The sequence below is a fragment of the Pseudomaricurvus hydrocarbonicus genome (assembly GCF_011602365.1).
Classification (GTDB): Bacteria; Pseudomonadota; Gammaproteobacteria; order Pseudomonadales; family Cellvibrionaceae; genus Pseudomaricurvus; species Pseudomaricurvus hydrocarbonicus.
On record NZ_JAAONZ010000010.1, the window covers coordinates 139,330 to 156,284 of the forward strand.

The following is a 16,955-nucleotide window of genomic DNA, read 5'->3' on the forward strand; positions in this document are numbered from 1 at the left end:
CGACGAATGAGCAGAAAGCGCCATCTTGTGGCATGCTATGGGTCTGTCCGACAGCTTTAATAGCCTCAACAATAGCCACAACACCCGACCGTCATCCATGTGCCTGATTCTCTTTGCCCTGCGAGCCCACCCCGACTACCCGCTGATCGTGGCCGCCAACCGCGATGAATACTTTCAGCGCCCCACTCTGGCGGCCGACTATTGGCCGGACCAGGCCGACTTGCTGGCCGGGCGCGACCTGCAAGCCGGAGGCACCTGGCTGGGCGTCAATCAGCAAGGGCAATTTGCCGCCGTCACCAATGTGCGCAACGGGCTCGACACGCAGGTTCGACCGGGCTCGCGCGGCGAACTGGTGGCCAACTGTCTGACCCACCCGGACACCCTTGGCCAGCTCCGAAAAATCGCGGCCAAACACGCCCATTACAATGGCTTTAACCTGTTGGCTGGCACCCCAGAGCGACTGTTTTACAGTTCAAACCGCAACCACTCAGTCACCGCAGGCCCTCCTGCAGCCACCACAGAACTGCCAGGCGGTGTTCACGGCTTAAGCAATGGCGGACTGAACAGCCGCTGGCCAAAAGTCGATTCCGGCAAGGCCCTGCTCGCCGACCTTCTGGCCCGCGACTGGAGCCGGCTGGATGAACGCAAAGTCGATCTTCTTGCCCTGCTCGCGGATGACACCCAGGCGCCCACCGAACAGCTTCCGGACACCGGCATTTCCCCGGACAAGGAGGCAATCCTGTCATCGCGTTTTATCGCCTGCCCGGCAGGCGATCCGCACCGTCACCCCATGCCGGATTATGGCACCCGTGCCTCCACACTGGTGTTGTTCCACCGCAGTGGACACATTCACTTTGTGGAGAGAAGCTTCAGCCTGGCGGGCACCCGCTTCCGCCAGGAAGACGAAAACCTGAACCCGGCGAATAACAACCGGAACGACGAACTAACCCAATCGGGTTCACCGCCACCACTCCAACAACAAACCAGAGAATTTGTAATCTCCCCGGCCAGGCACAGAACCGGGCAGCCCAATTAACAACTGTTTGCTACTAGGAGGCGGAGACTTAGATTTATTTTAACTATAGAGGGGGAATTCTTTCCCTTCGGCCCTCAAAAACAGAGGCGTGAACCATACTTGGGGTACGATTCACAATCGGTATTCTGAGTTGTCGATGTATCCCCCTGCAGGTTCAGCTACCCATCGCCCCCAAGGCCCGCCCCCCAGGCGCACCACACTTCGCGTCCGGTTGTTGCGCGCACTGGAAACGCTGGTGGTGGCCAGCAGTGTCCTGCTGATGTCCGGTTACAGCGCCAGCCTATCCACGGACGCCCAGCCGTCCTTAACCCGAGTGGCCATTGCCCTGCCACTGAACCTCGCCTCCCCCTCACCGGCCCCCTCCGACAAGGCTCGTGATCACCTCCGGCGCTGGTTTGCCAATCCCGATGATGAGGCCCTGTTTGACCTGCCCCTCAATCACCAGCAAACACTCCGCAAAATTTACGCCCGAACCGGTTATCGGCTGCTCTGGCAAGAGAACGGGCGTATCTCCGCCGCCGGCAAAGAATTATTACAGCAACTGGCGGAAACCAGCGCCGACCTTATTTATGACTACCCCTATCATCTGGACACTCTGCAGCAGCGCTTACGACTGATCGCCCCCAACGCCAAACACACCGCCGCCCTTGATGTTTTGATGACGGACGCCTTCGTCGCCTATGCGGAAGACCTGTTCACGGGCAGGCTGCTGCCGTCGCACATGGAACAGCGCCTGCCCGCCACCCGCAAAGTCGCGTTTGTCACTCAGGATATTCTGGGGAGTGACGCGCTGGTCCAGGCCAACATCCTCAAGCTGTTCGAACAGGACCACAGCCCCCAGGGATTGCTGTACATTCTGGAAGGTATGGTGCCTGCTCACCCGGAATATGGCCGCCTGCGCCAAGCCCTGGATCACTACCAGCAGCTCGCCCAAAGCGGCGCATGGCAACCAATGCCCGAGGGTCCGGTACTGGAAAAAGGCATGCGCGGGGAGGAGATTGGTCTTCTGCGGCAACGGCTGCAATTCTTCGGGGATGCCACAACCCCTGCCTCACCGAGCCCGCCACTCAGTGTCGATGCAGAGGATAACGGCCAGGAGTTTGATGATGCGCTGGAGGCGAGCCTGAAGCGTTTTCAGGCCCGCCACGGACACACCGCGGACGGCCGGGCAGGGCCGGTGACCCGGCGCCTGCTGAATACGCCGCCCGAATACCGCATCCGCCAGATCGCCCTCAACATGAAACGCTGGCGGGAAATTCCCTGGCAGCTGGGCAGTCGCTACCTGTGGGTTAACCTGACGGACTACCGCTTGCAACTGGTGACAGATGGACAGACCGAGATGGACATGCGGGTGATCATCGGCACCCGGGAGCGCCCCTCGCCCGAACTGCAAAAAACCATCAGTACGGTCGTGCTCAACCCTTCCTGGAGCGTGCCGCGCCTCATCGCGGTGAAAGACATCATTCCGAAAACCCGCCAAAACCCCAACTACCTGAACCAGCAGGGCATCTACGTCTATAAAGACTGGACCAGCACCACCCCGATTCCCGCCGACAGCATTGACTGGGACAACCTCAATGAGCGCAATTTTCGCTACCGCTTGCTGCAGCAACCAGGCACCCAAAACGCCCTGGGGCGGGTGAAATTTGTCATTCCCAACACTGACGCCATCTACCTGCACGACACCAATGCCCCCCGACTTTTTCAGAAAAACATGCGCAGCCTGAGCTCGGGCTGTGTGCGGGTTGCGCAACCGCTGGAACTGGCTAAACGCCTGCTGAGCGACACCCCGTGGGACAACAAGCGCATTCAACGAACCTTGCGCAGTGGCAAAACTGTTTACGTCACACTGCCAAAGCGGCTGCCGGTCTATTTTTTTTACACCACCGCCTGGGCGGATACAAACCACCGGGTCCAGTTTCGCGATGACATCTACAAAAAAGACCGGCTGCTGAACCTGACCGACAATGTCGCTCGCTCCGCCGCCCAGCCGCGCCCTGATTTTCCAACCGCGCTCTGAGGATCACCGGCCCTCACCCTCGCTTGCCTCCCCCGGCAGCAACCTCGCCCCCGCAAAGTGTTAAGTTAAGTAAATATGCACCGCCAGACAACGATTACAGCGCCAATCTTGACGCCTGTTCTCAAAACCCCGAACCCGCTTTCAGGAGCAAGTATCCTCCAGAAAGGGCGCATAAATTAGTATCCGACCGGCAAAAAAACGCGCTTATTGAGAGCAATACCGCACGGCGCACAGTGACCTGTGTCACACCCAAACCGCTATGGCAAAGCAGTTATATCCCGAGCAGCCCCAAATGACCGTTCGAAATATGTACAATCTGATCACCTGTAGGCATAATTGACGCAACTTAACCCACTTGGTGGGTCGACATCCGCTTTACTAACCAGAAATAGAATGACGATGTACTCAAGACGACTTTTTTTAGGCATGGCAGGCTTTGCCGGATTGGCATTGAACAGCCCCTTCACCCTTGCCGCCGCCCAGCCGAAAGGCACCAAGAATTTGCGATTGCGCAACCTGCACACCAACGAAGCCATCGACTGCACCTACTGGGCCGAAGGTGAATACCAACTCGACGCCCTGGAGGACATTAATCATTGCCTGCGCGACCACCGCAGCGGGCAGGTGACCGTCATTGACCCCCTCTTGCTGGATCAGGTCCACGCCCTGCAAAGCACGTTGCAGCATCGGGGGGAAATTCACATCATCTCGGGCTATCGCTCACCGGAAACCAACGCCAAGCTGCACAGCAAGAGCAACGGTGTGGCCAAAAAGAGCCTGCACATGCAGGGCCGTGCCATTGATTTACGCCTGCCCAAGCACCAACTCAGCCAGGTTCGCCAAGCCGCCCTCGCCATGAAAGCGGGCGGCGTGGGTTATTACCCCAGTGACAACTTCCTCCACCTCGATACCGGCCGGGTGCGCCATTGGGGTTGAGGCACCGGCGCACGCAGTGCGCCACCAGCTCCCTGCAGTTGTAATAAGAGAAGAGAGAAGTAGAAAAGAGAGAAGAGAGCAGGAACTGCGGGGGGAGCGGGCAGGAAGAAGAAAGCAGCTGCGGGAGACGTGAGCAGCTGCGGGATGAAAAAGCGGAGGCAAGGGCCGCGACCGACAAGGTCAACCGCCAGAACAGCGTCAGTCTGGGCTGCAGGGATACCGGCAGCCGCGTCAAGAGCTGGCTTCAGACTCCAGGGAAATGCCCACCAGACGAGTTAAACCGCTCCCCAAACTGCGCTCCAGACAGCGGTTAATGGACGCCTCATCCTCCTGAGCCATCACCTCATCCAGCAGCTGTTCGGCCTGTTCCAGCGAAATACTGCGAATCACTTTTTTGACCTTGGGCAGGTTGGTGGCGTTCATCGACAAGACGTCGTACCCCATGGCCATCAGCAGCACTGCCGCGGCCGGATCACCGGCCAGCTCGCCACAGATACCCACACTGACCCCCTGGCTGTGACCATCGCGGACCACCTGGTGTAACGCTCGCAACACCGCCGGGTGAAATGGCTGATACAGGTCGGCCACCCGGGGATTGTTGCGATCCACCGCCAGCAGGTATTGCGTCAGGTCGTTACTGCCCACAGACAGAAAGTCGGAGCGGGCGGCCAGCTCCCGCGCCTGGTAGACCGCCGCCGGCACCTCGATCATGACCCCGATGGGCGGCAACTCCAGATGGAAACCTTCTTCGAGCAGCTCGTGAAAAGCTCTGTAGATCAGTGTCTTGGCCGCTTCCAGCTCCGACACACTGGAGACCATGGGCAGCATGATGCGCATATTGTGAAGCCCTTCACTGGCCTTCAGCATCGCTCGCACCTGCGCCAAAAAAATCTCCGGATGATCCAGCGTCACCCGAATGCCGCGCCAGCCCAAAAACGGGTTTTCTTCTTCGATGGGAAAATAACTCAGGGATTTATCGCCACCCACATCCAGGGTCCGCATGGTCACTGTGTGGGGGGCAAAGGCTTCCAGCTGCTCGCGATAGATCAACCGCTGCTCCTCCTCACTGGGAAAGCGGTCACGCAGCAAAAACGGGATTTCCGTTCGATACAACCCGACGCCTTCAGCGCCCCGCTCCAGCGAGCGCACCACGTCCGCCATCAGGCCGGTGTTGACCCACAGCGGCACCCGGTGGCGATCCAGAGTCTCGCAGGGCAAATCCCGCAGCGCTTCCAGACCGCGCACCAGCTCCTGCTCTTCGGCACAGATAGCTTCATAATGTTTGCGCAGCGTGGCACTGGGGTCGGTGTACAGCATGCCGCGGTAACCGTCGACAATGATGTCGCGGTCGGAAATCTGGGTGAAGGGCAGATCCACAGCCCCCATCACCGTCGGCACTCCCATGGCGCGGGCAAGAATGGCTACGTGGGAGTTGCTGGACCCCTGCACCGACACCAGGCCCGCCAACCGGTCTTTCGGCACTTCCCCGAGCATCGAGGCGGTCAGCTCTTCCCCCACCAGTACAGCGTGTTCGGGAAACACCCGGCATTGCTGGTTGGATTCCTGCAAATAGGCCAGCACACGCCGACCGAGATCGCGGACATCCGCCGCCCGCTCGCGCAGGTAGGTATCGGTCATACTGCTGAAATTGCGCTCGTGCTCCAGGATGACTTCACTCCAGGCATAAGCGGCACTAACCCCGGCGCGAATGCGCTCGGTCACTTCGCCGCCCAGAGAGGCATCATCCAGCATCGACAGGTAGGCATCAAACAGAGCCCGCTCCTGCGCATTGAGACGTTTTTCCAGCTGCTTGCCGAGACTTTTGATGTCCTGGCGAGCCAACTCCAGACACTGGTGAAAAAACACCAGTTCTTTGTCCACATCCTCACAGGGGTGAAAGGGGACGCCGCGCAAATCCGCCGCCGGCGACATCACCACCACCTTGCCGATGGCCACCCCCGGCGAGCCCGCTACGCCCTTAAAACGCGCTTCCTGGGCATTCTGCCCCATGGCTTTGAGGACACCGGTCGCTTCCGCGTGCGCGATTACCCCCGCCAGCTGTGCCGACATGGTGACCATGAACGCCTCTTCGCCTTCATCAAACCGGCGGCGCTCAACCTGTTGCAGCACCAACACCCCCAGCACCTGCCGCTGATGGATGATCGGCACCCCCAGAAACGAGCTGTAACGCTCTTCTCCGGTGGCTTCGAAATACTGGTATTTGGGGTGCGCCGTTGCCAGCTCCAGATTGATGGGCTCCTCCCGCTGGGCCACATAGCCCACCAGTCCTTCGCCCAGTGCCAGGCTGACGTGGCCCACGGCATTTGCGTTGAGACCGTCGGTGGCCATCAACACATACTGCCCTTTGCCGTCCCGCAAATACGCTGAGCACACCTCCGTGGCCATCACTGCCTTAACCCGCTGCACAATAATGTTCAGGGCAGACGCCAGATCGCGGGCGGCATTTACCTCCTGAACAATACTGCGCAACGAATTCAGCATGGTCTTCATAAAATCAGGAGTCCGTTCATTGGCGTTAGGTTACTCATCAAGGCATGCCCCATCCTACCCCACTTTGCCGCACGGCAGCAGTTTATCAACCGGCGACCCGTTATTGCCCTGCGGTCAATGACCCGACAGTTCCCCATCAACGATCAGCCACGCGGTCGTAACCACGCGCCTCCTCAACCTGGCCCTGGCCCTGGCCCTGGCCGTGGCCGTGGCGAGCCTCCAGCGCGGCGTGCGCCATCGCCAGCTCTTTCATGGCCCGGCGATAAACATCGCGTTTAAAAGACACCACCTGATCGAGCGGGTACCAGTAGGAGACCCAGCGCCAGTGGTCAAATTCAGCGGGGCCGCCATTCACCAGACTGATGGCCGAATCGTCGGACTGCAGCTGTAACAGAAACCATTTTTGCTTTTGCCCGATGCACAGCGGATTGGAGCCGTGACGCAGCAAACGCTGGGGCAACCGATAGCGCAACCAGCCGCGGGTGCGGGCGACGATTTTCACATCCTTTTTTTTGAGCCCCACTTCTTCATAGAGCTCACGAAAGAGAGCCTGCTCGGCATCTTCGCCTTGTTGAATACCGCCCTGAGGAAATTGCCAGGCGTCCTGACCACCGACCCGGCGAGCCCACAGCACCTGACCTTTTTGATTGGCCAGGATAATGCCTACATTGGGTCTGAAACCGTCAGCGTCTATCACTACAACTCTCCCTGGCGCGCATTGGCAATTCTGCTTATTGAACGGCTATTGTTCCACAAACAAACAAGTTTCATCAATGCGGCCAATGACTTACGAGACGAGTTTTACCAAAACAACTGTCGTTATCGCAAAATCAGACCCTTTGAGTCACAAAAACATCACCATTAGTAACACTTACTGAGGAGCTGCTGTATCCTTATGCGCCAATATTCTCTGCTCCGGTCGACAGTCCGTTCCCGCATACCGAGAACTGGACACGCTCAGGCAATGACGCAACGGCAAGAATTGCTTATTTTTAGCGCGAATAAACCGCTGGCGAGCAGCCAGCCATGACCAACCGCAGGCACAAACAAAGAGGACCCTTCGTGAGACTGGCTATTTTCGATCTGGACAACACCTTAATCGCCGGCGACAGCGATCATGGCTGGGGGGAATTTATGGTCTCCGAAGGCATGGTCGACCCCGTGGAGTACAAGCGCAGCAACGATCAGTTTTACGCCGACTACGAGCGCGGCGAAATGGATTTGCAGGCCTACCTCAATTTCTCTCTGGAGCCGCTGACCCATTACAGCCTGGAAGAACTCGCGCAGCTGCACCAAAAATTCATGCGTGAGGTGATCGACCCCATGCGCCTGCCGCAGGCGGAAGCCCTGCTGGCCAAGCACCGCGCGGAGGGTGATTATCTGCTGATCATCACCTCCACCAACGGCTTTATCACCAAGCCCATCGCCGCCTCTCTGGGGGTTGATGACATTCTCGCCACGGACGCCGAAATCATCAACAACCGCTACAGCGGTAAAATGACCGGTACCCCCTGCTTCCAGGAAGGCAAAATTACGCGCCTGCACCAATGGTTGGCGAGCGCCAAAAGCGCCGGCTTTGAGGGCGACCTCAGCGACTGTTATTTCTACAGCGACTCCATCAACGACCTGCCCCTGATGCAGGTTGTAGACAACCCTGTGGCAGTGGACCCGGACGACAACCTGAGACGCCACGCCGAACAGCAGGGCTGGCCAGTGATCAGCCTGAGGGATTGCTGAGAAACGCCTTGGGAGCCCCCACGAAAGCAGGCGACAGCGACCGCGTGTCGCCGCGCCAGACCGCACCTGTTCGGTGGCAGCACGGCCAAGCGACAAGCGCTTGCGCTCAACACGCACACCAACCCCCAGAACCATAAAGACCATTACCGCTCAAGGATATTTCCCGCATGGCCAGATCACGTCCGCGCCTTACTCTTCGACAGCTGAGTGGACCCCTGCTCACCACCTGCTTGCTGAGTGTACTGCTCAGTGGTTGTGACCCGTCCGGGACACCCGAGAACCCGACGCCCACCAACCCAGCGGGCTCCCTGGCGGAGGCGCCCCCCGGCATGGCCATCAGCACCGAACACACCTGGGAGCTGGCCAGAGGACTGCACCGGAAAGCCCGTGAGGAGTCCCTGAAGTTACAGCAGGCCGTCGATCATCTGATTGAGGCTCCAACCGGGGAACACCTCAAGGCCGCTCAGACTCAGTGGTTTAGCACACACCAACAACTGCAAAAGGTCATGCCCTTGCTGACGTTTGGCCGAACTGCCCCCGAGTCGTTCCGGCAGCTGGAGCAAGCCCGCTGGCAACTCGACGCCTGGCCCATTGAGCCCGGCTATCTGGATTATGTGGCCGAATACTCCTTCAGCGGCATCGTCAACGACATCTCCCTGCCCCTCAGCGCCGAAGCGCTGCAGCAACAGCACGGTCTCACCAGCGAGGCGGACATCAGCCTTGGCCTGCATGCCATGGCCTACCTGCTGTGGGGGGAACAGCAACAGCGCCCGATCAGTGACTACCGCGCCCAACCACTGACCGAGGAGCAACGGCAGAACGGCCTCACCGACGCCGACAGACCAGCGGTTCGCCGGGCCACCCTGCTGCGACTGCAAGCCAGCGCACTGGTCGAGGAGATGGAAAGTCTGGGCTATAAGCTGTCACACCCGGCCAGCGCCATCAACACCCTCTACAGCGCACTGCCTCCCAGACAACAGGTCAAGCTGTGGGGTAACAGCATCGTGACACTGCTCAATCAGGAACTGAACCCACAGCTCCTGGCGGACGAACAGTCACCTGCCGATGCGCCTCTGGAAGCTACGCCTCTGGCAGCACCGACCGCGGAAGAACGTACCGCCAGCGAGCAGGCGGTCGCCCAGCAAGAGGCTGGCCCACCGTTCCCGCACAACACCTTCTCCGGGGCAGAGGCCCAATCCCTGATCGCGACCCTCAACGGCCTGGAGAAATTACTGCTGGATCACGACGCCGGAGCCCAACCCCTGGCCTACTGGATGCAGCCGGACAGGGACGTTGAAAGCCTGAAAACAGCCCTGCAGAACTGTCGCAGCGTGCTCATGACGCTGGAGCCGCGCTGGGGAGAAATGACACCGGAAGAGAGCCTGCAATTGCATGAGCGGGCCCGAGCGCTGATCGACTGGTTCCCGGCCGCGACAAGCGGCTCACAGAGCGGCGGCTGAACATCAAGCGCCGCGGGCACCAGGGCTTCACCAGAGCCCGCCAGCCGGAAACCGTCTTCTTTTAGGTAAGTGCACCCGCGTTTTACGGTAAGTACACCCGCGCAAACACCGCTTTCAGGTAATCCGTTTCCGGAATGGCCGGGTGGACCGGATGATCGGCCCCCTGGCCACCCTGGTAAATGATCTGCGCATGGCGGTCGAGATGACGGGCCGCCCCCCGCACAATTTCCACCAGTGCCGTCTTGTCCAGGTGCATGGAGCAGGAGGCGGACACCAGAATACCGTCGCGGGCCAACAGCCGAATGGCCAGCTCATTAATGTGGCGATAGGCCGCCTCACCGGACTTCTGATCTTTCTTGCGCTTGATAAACGCCGGCGGGTCAAGCACCACAATATCAAATTGCTCCCCCTGCTCAATCAGGCCCTTGAGGACCTGTATGGCTTTGCCGTGCAACCCGGTCATGCGCTCATCCACTCCGTTGAGATGGGCGTTCTCTCCCACCCACGCCAGAGCCTGCTCGGAGGCGTCCACACACACCACCTCACTGGCGCCGGCAGCCGCAGCCTGGACGCCCCAACCGCCCACGTAGGAGAACACATCCAGCACTCGTTTGCCGGGGGACAGGCGCTGCAGCATGGCGCGGTTTTCCCGATGATCGTAGAACCAACCGGTTTTTTGACCGTCGGCGATTGGCGCCATGAAGCGCACACCATTTTCAACCAGCTCCACCGCCTCGGGCACATCACCAATGGCCTCGACGTAACTGTCCAGACCTTCAAGGCTGCGCGCAGAGTGATCGTTGCGCAGCAGGATCGCCTCCGGCTTGAGGCATTTCTGCAACGCTTCCACGATAGCGTCCTTCTGGGCTTCCATACCCGCCGTCGCCATTTGCACCACCAAATAGTCACCAAAGCGATCCACCACCAGTCCCGGCAGCAGGTCGCTGTCACCGTAAACCAGGCGATAGTAGGGCTCGCTAAAGCAGGCTTGTCGCAACGCCAGCGCCTGCTTGATGCGGTGGACCAGTAAGGATTTATTCAACGGGTGGGAGACATCGCGATTCACCACCCGCCCGCAAATGAGGCTGCCCGGATTCAGGGTGGCAATGGCAATCTCCTTGCCCTGATGATTACACACCAGCACCTGCTCACCCGCGGTAAAGTTTTTCAGCGGCGTTTTCTCAACATCCACCTCATTGGAGAATATCCACAGGTGTCCGCGCTTTAAGCGGCGATCGGACTGGGATTTAAGCACCAGCTTGGCAAGGGTCGTCTGGTCAGTGGTCATAGTGTTCTCCGGGTCGGGTAAGCTGGGCTTCTGGGACAGATTAGCAATCAATTCAATCGCCGTCAGGGGGTCCTCATCAGCGCGCGCGCATTATAGGTGAAAAGTCACATGGCCGCTTCGGAAATGTCGCCCCTTTCCTGCTAAGCTCATTACGGCTGCAATGTTTTAAGACAGCTGCAATGTTTTAAGACGACTGCAATATTTTAAGACTGCACTGTTTTAAGACTGCACTGTTTGCAAATACGGTGGCCGAACACCTTAGCCAAATGCGTTGGTCGGATGCGCCGGCCCGGATTCTGGCTACACACGATTCTACTTTCACTGACGACCCTGGCTTCACTCACGATAGGATATCCGTTATGCGTCTGCTCCTGCCCCTGCTGCTCGCCACCCTGCTGTCGGCCTGTACACACACCTATTACAAGGAAATGAAGACCTCTGTCGACGAGCTGTCGGCCATGAAAACCTTCATGTGGGAAAACCCCAACACCGACACAGGCAATTCCAACGAAGCCGTTTTTGACCGGGCTTTTGAAAAGAGTTTTACCGCCCAGCTGCACAATAAAGGTTACCGCTCCGTCACCGAGAATCCGGACTTTCTGGTGGACTACCGCATCAGTGTGGTGCCCTCCAGCATCACCCCGACCTCAATCTCCGAGGAACATGGTGGCTGGCGAATCGGAGAAAACGGTGAGCCCGTCTATGAGGGCTGGAATCGCCCCGAAGGCAGGAGCGAACTGATCGAACGCGGGCTGGTCATTCTGACCATCACCCGCACGCTCGACAACGCCATTGTCTGGCAAGCCGGGGCCGCTCGCACGGTGAGCTACGAAGACAGCAAGGGCACGTTTGAAGGCCATGCCTCCAGCTCGGCCAAACGCATTGGCCGTGACCTTCCCAAGGCCAAATAGCGCACACGCCGACAGCCAAAAAAATCGGGGTCCTGCTGGCTTAAGGCTCGGCTGACTTAAGCCATTGCCGACTGAAGCCAGTGTCGACTTAAAACACTGTCGACCTCTGCAACGGCTGTCCCCCGGAACGGCCGGTTCAGGAGTCTCGATGGCCGGCTTGTGCCCTGAGCTGCTCTGATGTGTCCAGCAGGTGCGGCATCAACTGCAAAAAGTGGTGCTCCAGGGCGGCGTAATGTTGCAGGGCCGCATCGCCCGCTGCCACCAAATTGGTTTCAAAGCGAATCCGCTCATCAATGCGCTGCAACACCGGCAAGAACAAGTCCCGATCGCCATACCCTTGAAACAGGTCGTGTTGCGACGCTCGCGCCATAAAGCGGGCTGCAGAAGGCGGCAACCGCTGACTGCGCTGCTCGCACAAGCGGTAGAAGCGCTGACTGAAGGCCTGCAGCGGCTCATCCGAAAAGCGCGCCCAATGCCGCACCAGCAGATGATCAAACAGCACATCCAGTGCGATGCCCCCAACCCGGCGGTAGTCCGACCCCAACAGCGCCAGACACTGCCCATAGTCTTCCCGGCGATCGACGTGGGCGTCCAGCCGACGGTGCAGGCGCACACCCTCCAGCACCCCCAACGCCCAGGGATCCCCCTGGCGATCCAGCAGCTCAGGCTGAGCCCGTTGATCGGGTGATGACGACCTGGAAGCGGCCTCAGGGACTAACGGGGTTAACGGCAAGGGACCTTTGATGAAATCGCCGAGAAACCCGCCCAGCTGCCAGTCGGGATCCGGTCCCGACAGCAGTATGTGAGCGAGGTAGTTCATGGTGGCGAGGTCATGGTGGCGAGGTCATGGTGGCGAGTTCATAGCGGGAAGTTCATAACCGATGGTTCATCACTAACACTTCATGAGCGAGAGCGAATCCCCCAGCTCATCCGCGGGTGCGCAACACCGGAGACTATTGGCAGCAGGTGTATTGCGCATAATAGGCTCGCAGGTAGTCTTCAAAATCGACCTGCGGCTCAGCGTCCAATTCCGCCACACGTTGCAGGGACGCCTCGGCCTCTCGCTGCATGGCCAGCAGCTCATCATCCGACAGCGGACGCTCGATGTACGCCTGGCTGTGTTTCAAAGACTGGTTCATGGCAAAGCGGAAAAACGTTTCGCCATGGGCGTTCATGTCCGCCAGGATCCGGGCCGACGGTGTCAGCTCCGGATGGGTTAATTTGATGCGCTGGGCCTCGACCGCCTCGGAATAACGCCGGCTGTCGTAACTGCGGTCGAGAATGTCCGCCACCCGGGCCATATCATCGAGCAGCGCGTTCCCCCACTGCAGGATGGACAATTCACCGGAGGCACTCAACAGGCGAGTCTTTGGGTCGCGCCCCAGGTTCACCATGCGACGCTGGTTTTCCTGGGCGTTACGGTATTGCACGTTGTCGGTCTCGGGGCTGTCACTCAACAGACAATGCAGCAGAAATACGTCCAGAAATTCAACCTGCTGGAGGTTAATGCCCAGCGGTTCATAGGGGTTGAGATCAATACAGCGCACCTCAATGTACTCGATACCGCGATCGTTCAGAGCACCCAGGGCGGTTTCCCCGGAACGCGCCGTACGCTTCGGCCGGATGGTGCTGTAAAACTCATTCTCGATTTGCAGCAGGCTGGTGTTGAGCTGCTTGTAATTGCCGTGTTCGTCTTTTAGCCCATTGGCCACATAATCGGGGTGAGGCTGCGTGATAGCACCGCACAGTGTGCTCAGGTAACTGTCGAGATTGTTGTAGCACACCACCAGCGAATCCTGGGCGCCGCTTTGGTAACCCAGGTTGCCCATCCGCAGGGAAGTTGCAAAAGGCTTGTGCATGCTGTGCGCATCGCCCTCGACCGGCTGCAGATCGTGCTCGCGGTGTTTGACAAAGCTTCGACAGACCGCCGGTGAAGCCCCAAACAAGTACAGCAATAACCAGAAATTGCGCCGAAAATTGCGAATCAGGTCGAAATAGCGGCGATTCTTATAGGCTTGCAACGACTCATTGTTGTTTTCCCGCGCGTGCCAAAAAGACCAGAAGTCATCGCCTAACGAGAAATTGTAATGAATACCGGCAATGGTTTGCATCGAGCGGCCATAGCGCTCACCCAACCCCAAACGGTAGATGGTCTTCATCTTGCCGGGGTTGGAGCTGCCGTAGCGTCCCACCGGAATCTGCGCATCGTCGTTGAGCATACAGGGCATGCTGGCCACCCACAGGTGTTCATTTTCCAGCTGCTGATAGGTAAAGCGCTGCACCCGGTCGAGATCGTCCAGCATTTGCTGGCTGCTTTCCGTCGGCGGGGTAATGAACTCCAGCAAAGCTTCACTGAAATCCGTCGTGATCGAAGGATGGGTCATGGCAGACCCGAGGGTGCGGGGGTGAGGGGTTTGTGCCAAAGTGCCCTCTGGGGTCACCCGCAAACTCTCTTTTTCCAACCCCTTAAAGATACGCGTGAGCTTTTCATTAGCGGGTTCTGCAAACACCGCCAGACGTTGATTCAATAGTGACAAACCATTTCCCTCATGGGTCGCACAAGAAATTATGCGACGGGGTGGGTCCAATCCAAACTTAAAACAAAGACGCTGACAATTTCTCGTCGGCCTCTGACCCTGCACCTGGTTCGTGGTTGTCCGCTGTTTCCAATTCAGCGTCGTCACCAGCATCCACAGCTGCTTCAAGCTCCACCGCAGTGGCATCTGGCGTCGTTTGCGCTGCCTCATCCCCGGCAACGTCAACCTGTACTTCCGCGCTTGCTGGCTCAGAGTCTTCTACTGCCAACACATCGGCAGAATCATCTGCCACCGCGTCCAGAGTGGTACTTGCTTCCCCTAATGGGGGCATATCTTCATCCTTCAAGAGGGGAACGCCACGATCGTTCAATTCACACTCGAGGACCTTAATACGCAAAGTATAGTCACGACTGTTCACTTCTATCATTTGATTGAGCGCTTCGTCGCGATGTACCGAGCGATAGAGGGTATTGGCTTCACGCCCATCGACCCACTCACCCTGCTTGTTCAACAGGCGTTTGTGCTGATTTTGCAATAGGAACACACTTTTCATGAAAAACTCTTGAACCCCGGTCTTGTTGTCAAAACAGATACGACGACGGTTTGGGCCGAAGGTCATCGGCCACGGCCAAGCTCGGCCAGTATCGCGAGAGACAGGGGGTCAAGTTTACTCGGAAAGGCAATCGGGTTCCAGACACCCCGCTCCTCGCTGCCAGCCGGGTGAGGTCAGGTGACGGGCTGCCGGGAGGTTAGCGCACTTCCCAGGCTTGATGGTACCAGCCCGGGAGGTTCGAGCCCGCTGCAGCGCAAGGCTGGCCGCTGCCAAAGCACCTTGGCTAGCTGGGCTGCGTCAACTCTTCAATGATTTCAGCAATCAGGCGGATGCCCGGCTCAATTTTTTCTTCCGGGATAACCGTGAAGCCCAGACGGAAATACTGTTGGGGCGAATCATCCCCGGTCAGGGCTTTCACCCCCGAAACCTGGGGATCCCCATACACCTCTTCACCAAAGGCAATGTCCCCAAGCTCCAGCAAAAGACCCCGCTCAGCCGCTACCTGGCGCAACTTCCGACAGTCCAATCCCTTCGGGCCTCGCACCCAACAGCTGGTGCCGCCAAACACCGGACGCTGCAAATTGGAGGGGATGTAGCGCTCAATCGCTCGCGTAATCAGCCCCCAGTTGCGCTTATATTTACGCCACAAGCGCTTTAACAGGGCATCATAGTGACCCCGGGATAAAAACAGTGCCGTCATGCGCTGATTGTTCATCGGTGGATGACGCATCATCAGCCGGCGCAAGACCCTCGCTTCCGCAATCAGCGGCTCCGGCGCGACCATGAAGCCAATGCGCAGCCCTGGAGCCAACACCTTCGACAAACTGCTCATGTAAATAACGCGCCCGCAGTTGTCGAGACTCTTCAAGGCCGGCAGCGGGTCATCAATATAATTGGTTTCGATTTCGTAATCGTCTTCAATCACCACCAGGTCATCGTCCTCCGCCAACTGCAGAAGTTTCTTGCGGCGCTCGATCGGCATGGTCACGGAGGTGGGCCACTGATGGCTGGGCGTGGTGTAAACATAGTCACAAGCGCGCAAGGGCTCTGACAACACCAGGCCATAATTGTCTATGGGCAGCGGCACCAGTTCCTCAAATTGCGAGGCAAAGATGTTGCGTGCATCCGGGTAGCCGGGATTTTCCATCCCCATGCGCTTGCCGGACTTGGACAGCAGGGAGGAAATCAAATACAGCGAGTGCTGCGTTCCCACCGTCACCAGAATTTCTTCCGGCTTGGCCCAGATACCGCGGCGCGGCAAGACCCGGGTGCGAATCTGCTCAATCAGGAGCGGATCATCGGTATCCATACAGTCCCCGGTCCAGTCACGCACCGCCAACACGCTGAGCGCCTGCTTGGAACACTCACGCCATTCCGCCAGCGGGAACGTTTTCGGGTCAATCTGACCGGAGAGAAAGGGGTATTCATAGCGCTGCCAATCGGAAGGCTTGTCGATGTTGCGCTGCAGCGAAGGCTGGCTGGCAAAACGCTCAGTCCAGTCCGGTCCCGGAGAAGTCTCAGCCGCGTCAGCAGCGGCTGACGAGTGGCCAGCTTGACCCGCCGTGTCTTCGAGCTTGGCGCGGCCATCCAGAATGGAGGGGTTCACAAAATAGCCACGCCGCTCGCGGGCAATAATATAGCCATCATCCACCAGGTCCTCGTAGGCAAACATCACTGTTTGACGGGACACCGACAGAGCTTGAGATAACTTGCGGCTGGAAGGAATCGGCTTGTCCAGGGGCAGATGGCCATCGAGAATCGCCACCGCCAGGGCTTTGCGAATCTGTTGTTTTAAATTGTCATCGCTGGATTTATCCAGATGAATCAGTTGTTCGAGCACCGTGTTACTCCGCCCCGCTGTCTCTGTAACCTGAAGAACATCCTGTAGCCGTTGAAGTCCCTAAAACCTAGAAGACCGCCTGTAATGTGCCAGCTTTCTGCAATCGGCAGAGACCAAAATGGCACA

General features: G+C 58.5%; 13 protein-coding genes. 6 read left to right on the top strand and 7 right to left on the bottom strand.

The window, feature by feature from the left end:
* Positions 1-37: 37 nt before the first annotated feature.
* From G8770_RS13710 to mepK, 3 genes are all read left to right on the top strand, one after another.
* On the top strand, positions 38-1,036 hold the full coding sequence (locus tag G8770_RS13710; protein WP_208022253.1) for an NRDE family protein: 999 nt from the start codon (positions 38-40) through the stop codon (positions 1,034-1,036).
* A gap of 136 nt (positions 1,037-1,172) precedes the next feature.
* On the top strand, positions 1,173-3,056 hold the full coding sequence (locus G8770_RS13715; RefSeq protein WP_167187730.1) for a L,D-transpeptidase family protein: 1,884 nt from the start codon (positions 1,173-1,175) through the stop codon (positions 3,054-3,056).
* Between the two features lie 393 nt (positions 3,057-3,449).
* Positions 3,450-3,992, top strand: coding sequence for a peptidoglycan L,D-endopeptidase MepK (gene mepK, locus G8770_RS13720; protein ID WP_167187733.1), 543 nt, complete (start codon positions 3,450-3,452; stop codon positions 3,990-3,992).
* Between the two features lie 231 nt (positions 3,993-4,223).
* On the opposite strand, the gene ptsP is transcribed toward mepK, so the two are convergent.
* Together ptsP and rppH are read right to left on the bottom strand one after the other, a co-directional pair.
* Positions 4,224-6,494 (bottom strand): phosphoenolpyruvate--protein phosphotransferase, encoded by a 2,271-nt coding sequence (gene ptsP, locus G8770_RS13725; protein ID WP_167187818.1) that lies wholly within the window; start codon positions 6,492-6,494, stop codon positions 4,224-4,226.
* A 145-nt stretch (positions 6,495-6,639) separates the two neighbouring features.
* Positions 6,640-7,200: an RNA pyrophosphohydrolase gene (gene rppH, locus G8770_RS13730; RefSeq protein WP_167187736.1), complete on the bottom strand. Its 561-nt coding sequence runs from the start codon at positions 7,198-7,200 to the stop codon at positions 6,640-6,642.
* 365 nt (positions 7,201-7,565) lie between these two features.
* Here rppH and G8770_RS13735 point away from each other — a divergent pair, with 365 nt between their 5' ends.
* Entirely contained in the window at positions 7,566-8,240 is a 675-nt protein-coding gene (locus G8770_RS13735; protein WP_341771150.1) for a histidinol-phosphatase, read from the top strand.
* Positions 8,241-8,407: 167 nt separating this feature from the next.
* Positions 8,408-9,700 carry an imelysin family protein gene (locus tag G8770_RS13740; protein ID WP_167187742.1) on the top strand — a complete coding sequence of 431 codons (1,293 nt, stop codon included), beginning with the start codon at positions 8,408-8,410 and terminating at the stop codon, positions 9,698-9,700.
* Between the two features lie 82 nt (positions 9,701-9,782).
* Here the strand turns inward: G8770_RS13740 and G8770_RS13745 are convergent, their stop codons facing one another.
* Complete coding sequence (locus tag G8770_RS13745) at positions 9,783-10,988, bottom strand: class I SAM-dependent rRNA methyltransferase (protein ID WP_167187745.1); 1,206 nt, start codon at positions 10,986-10,988, stop codon at positions 9,783-9,785.
* Positions 10,989-11,347: 359 nt separating this feature from the next.
* Here G8770_RS13745 and G8770_RS13750 point away from each other — a divergent pair, with 359 nt between their 5' ends.
* On the top strand, positions 11,348-11,899 hold the full coding sequence (locus G8770_RS13750; RefSeq protein WP_167187748.1) for a DUF4136 domain-containing protein: 552 nt from the start codon (positions 11,348-11,350) through the stop codon (positions 11,897-11,899).
* A 136-nt stretch (positions 11,900-12,035) separates the two neighbouring features.
* Here G8770_RS13750 and G8770_RS13755 read toward each other — a convergent pair whose 3' ends face one another.
* The 4 genes from G8770_RS13755 to pdxR all read right to left on the bottom strand — a co-directional run bounded on the left by G8770_RS13755 (position 12,036) and on the right by pdxR (position 16,829).
* Entirely contained in the window at positions 12,036-12,719 is a 684-nt protein-coding gene (locus G8770_RS13755) for an acyl carrier protein phosphodiesterase (RefSeq protein WP_167187751.1), read from the bottom strand.
* Positions 12,720-12,852: 133 nt separating this feature from the next.
* On the bottom strand, positions 12,853-14,436 hold the full coding sequence (gene gshA / locus G8770_RS13760) for a glutamate--cysteine ligase (RefSeq protein WP_243760494.1): 1,584 nt from the start codon (positions 14,434-14,436) through the stop codon (positions 12,853-12,855).
* Between the two features lie 58 nt (positions 14,437-14,494).
* Positions 14,495-14,989 carry a hypothetical protein gene (locus G8770_RS23910; RefSeq protein ID WP_208022254.1) on the bottom strand — a complete coding sequence of 165 codons (495 nt, stop codon included), beginning with the start codon at positions 14,987-14,989 and terminating at the stop codon, positions 14,495-14,497.
* Between the two features lie 283 nt (positions 14,990-15,272).
* Positions 15,273-16,829, bottom strand: coding sequence for a MocR-like pyridoxine biosynthesis transcription factor PdxR (gene pdxR / locus G8770_RS13770; RefSeq protein WP_167187757.1), 1,557 nt, complete (start codon positions 16,827-16,829; stop codon positions 15,273-15,275).
* Positions 16,830-16,955: the final 126 nt, after the last annotated feature.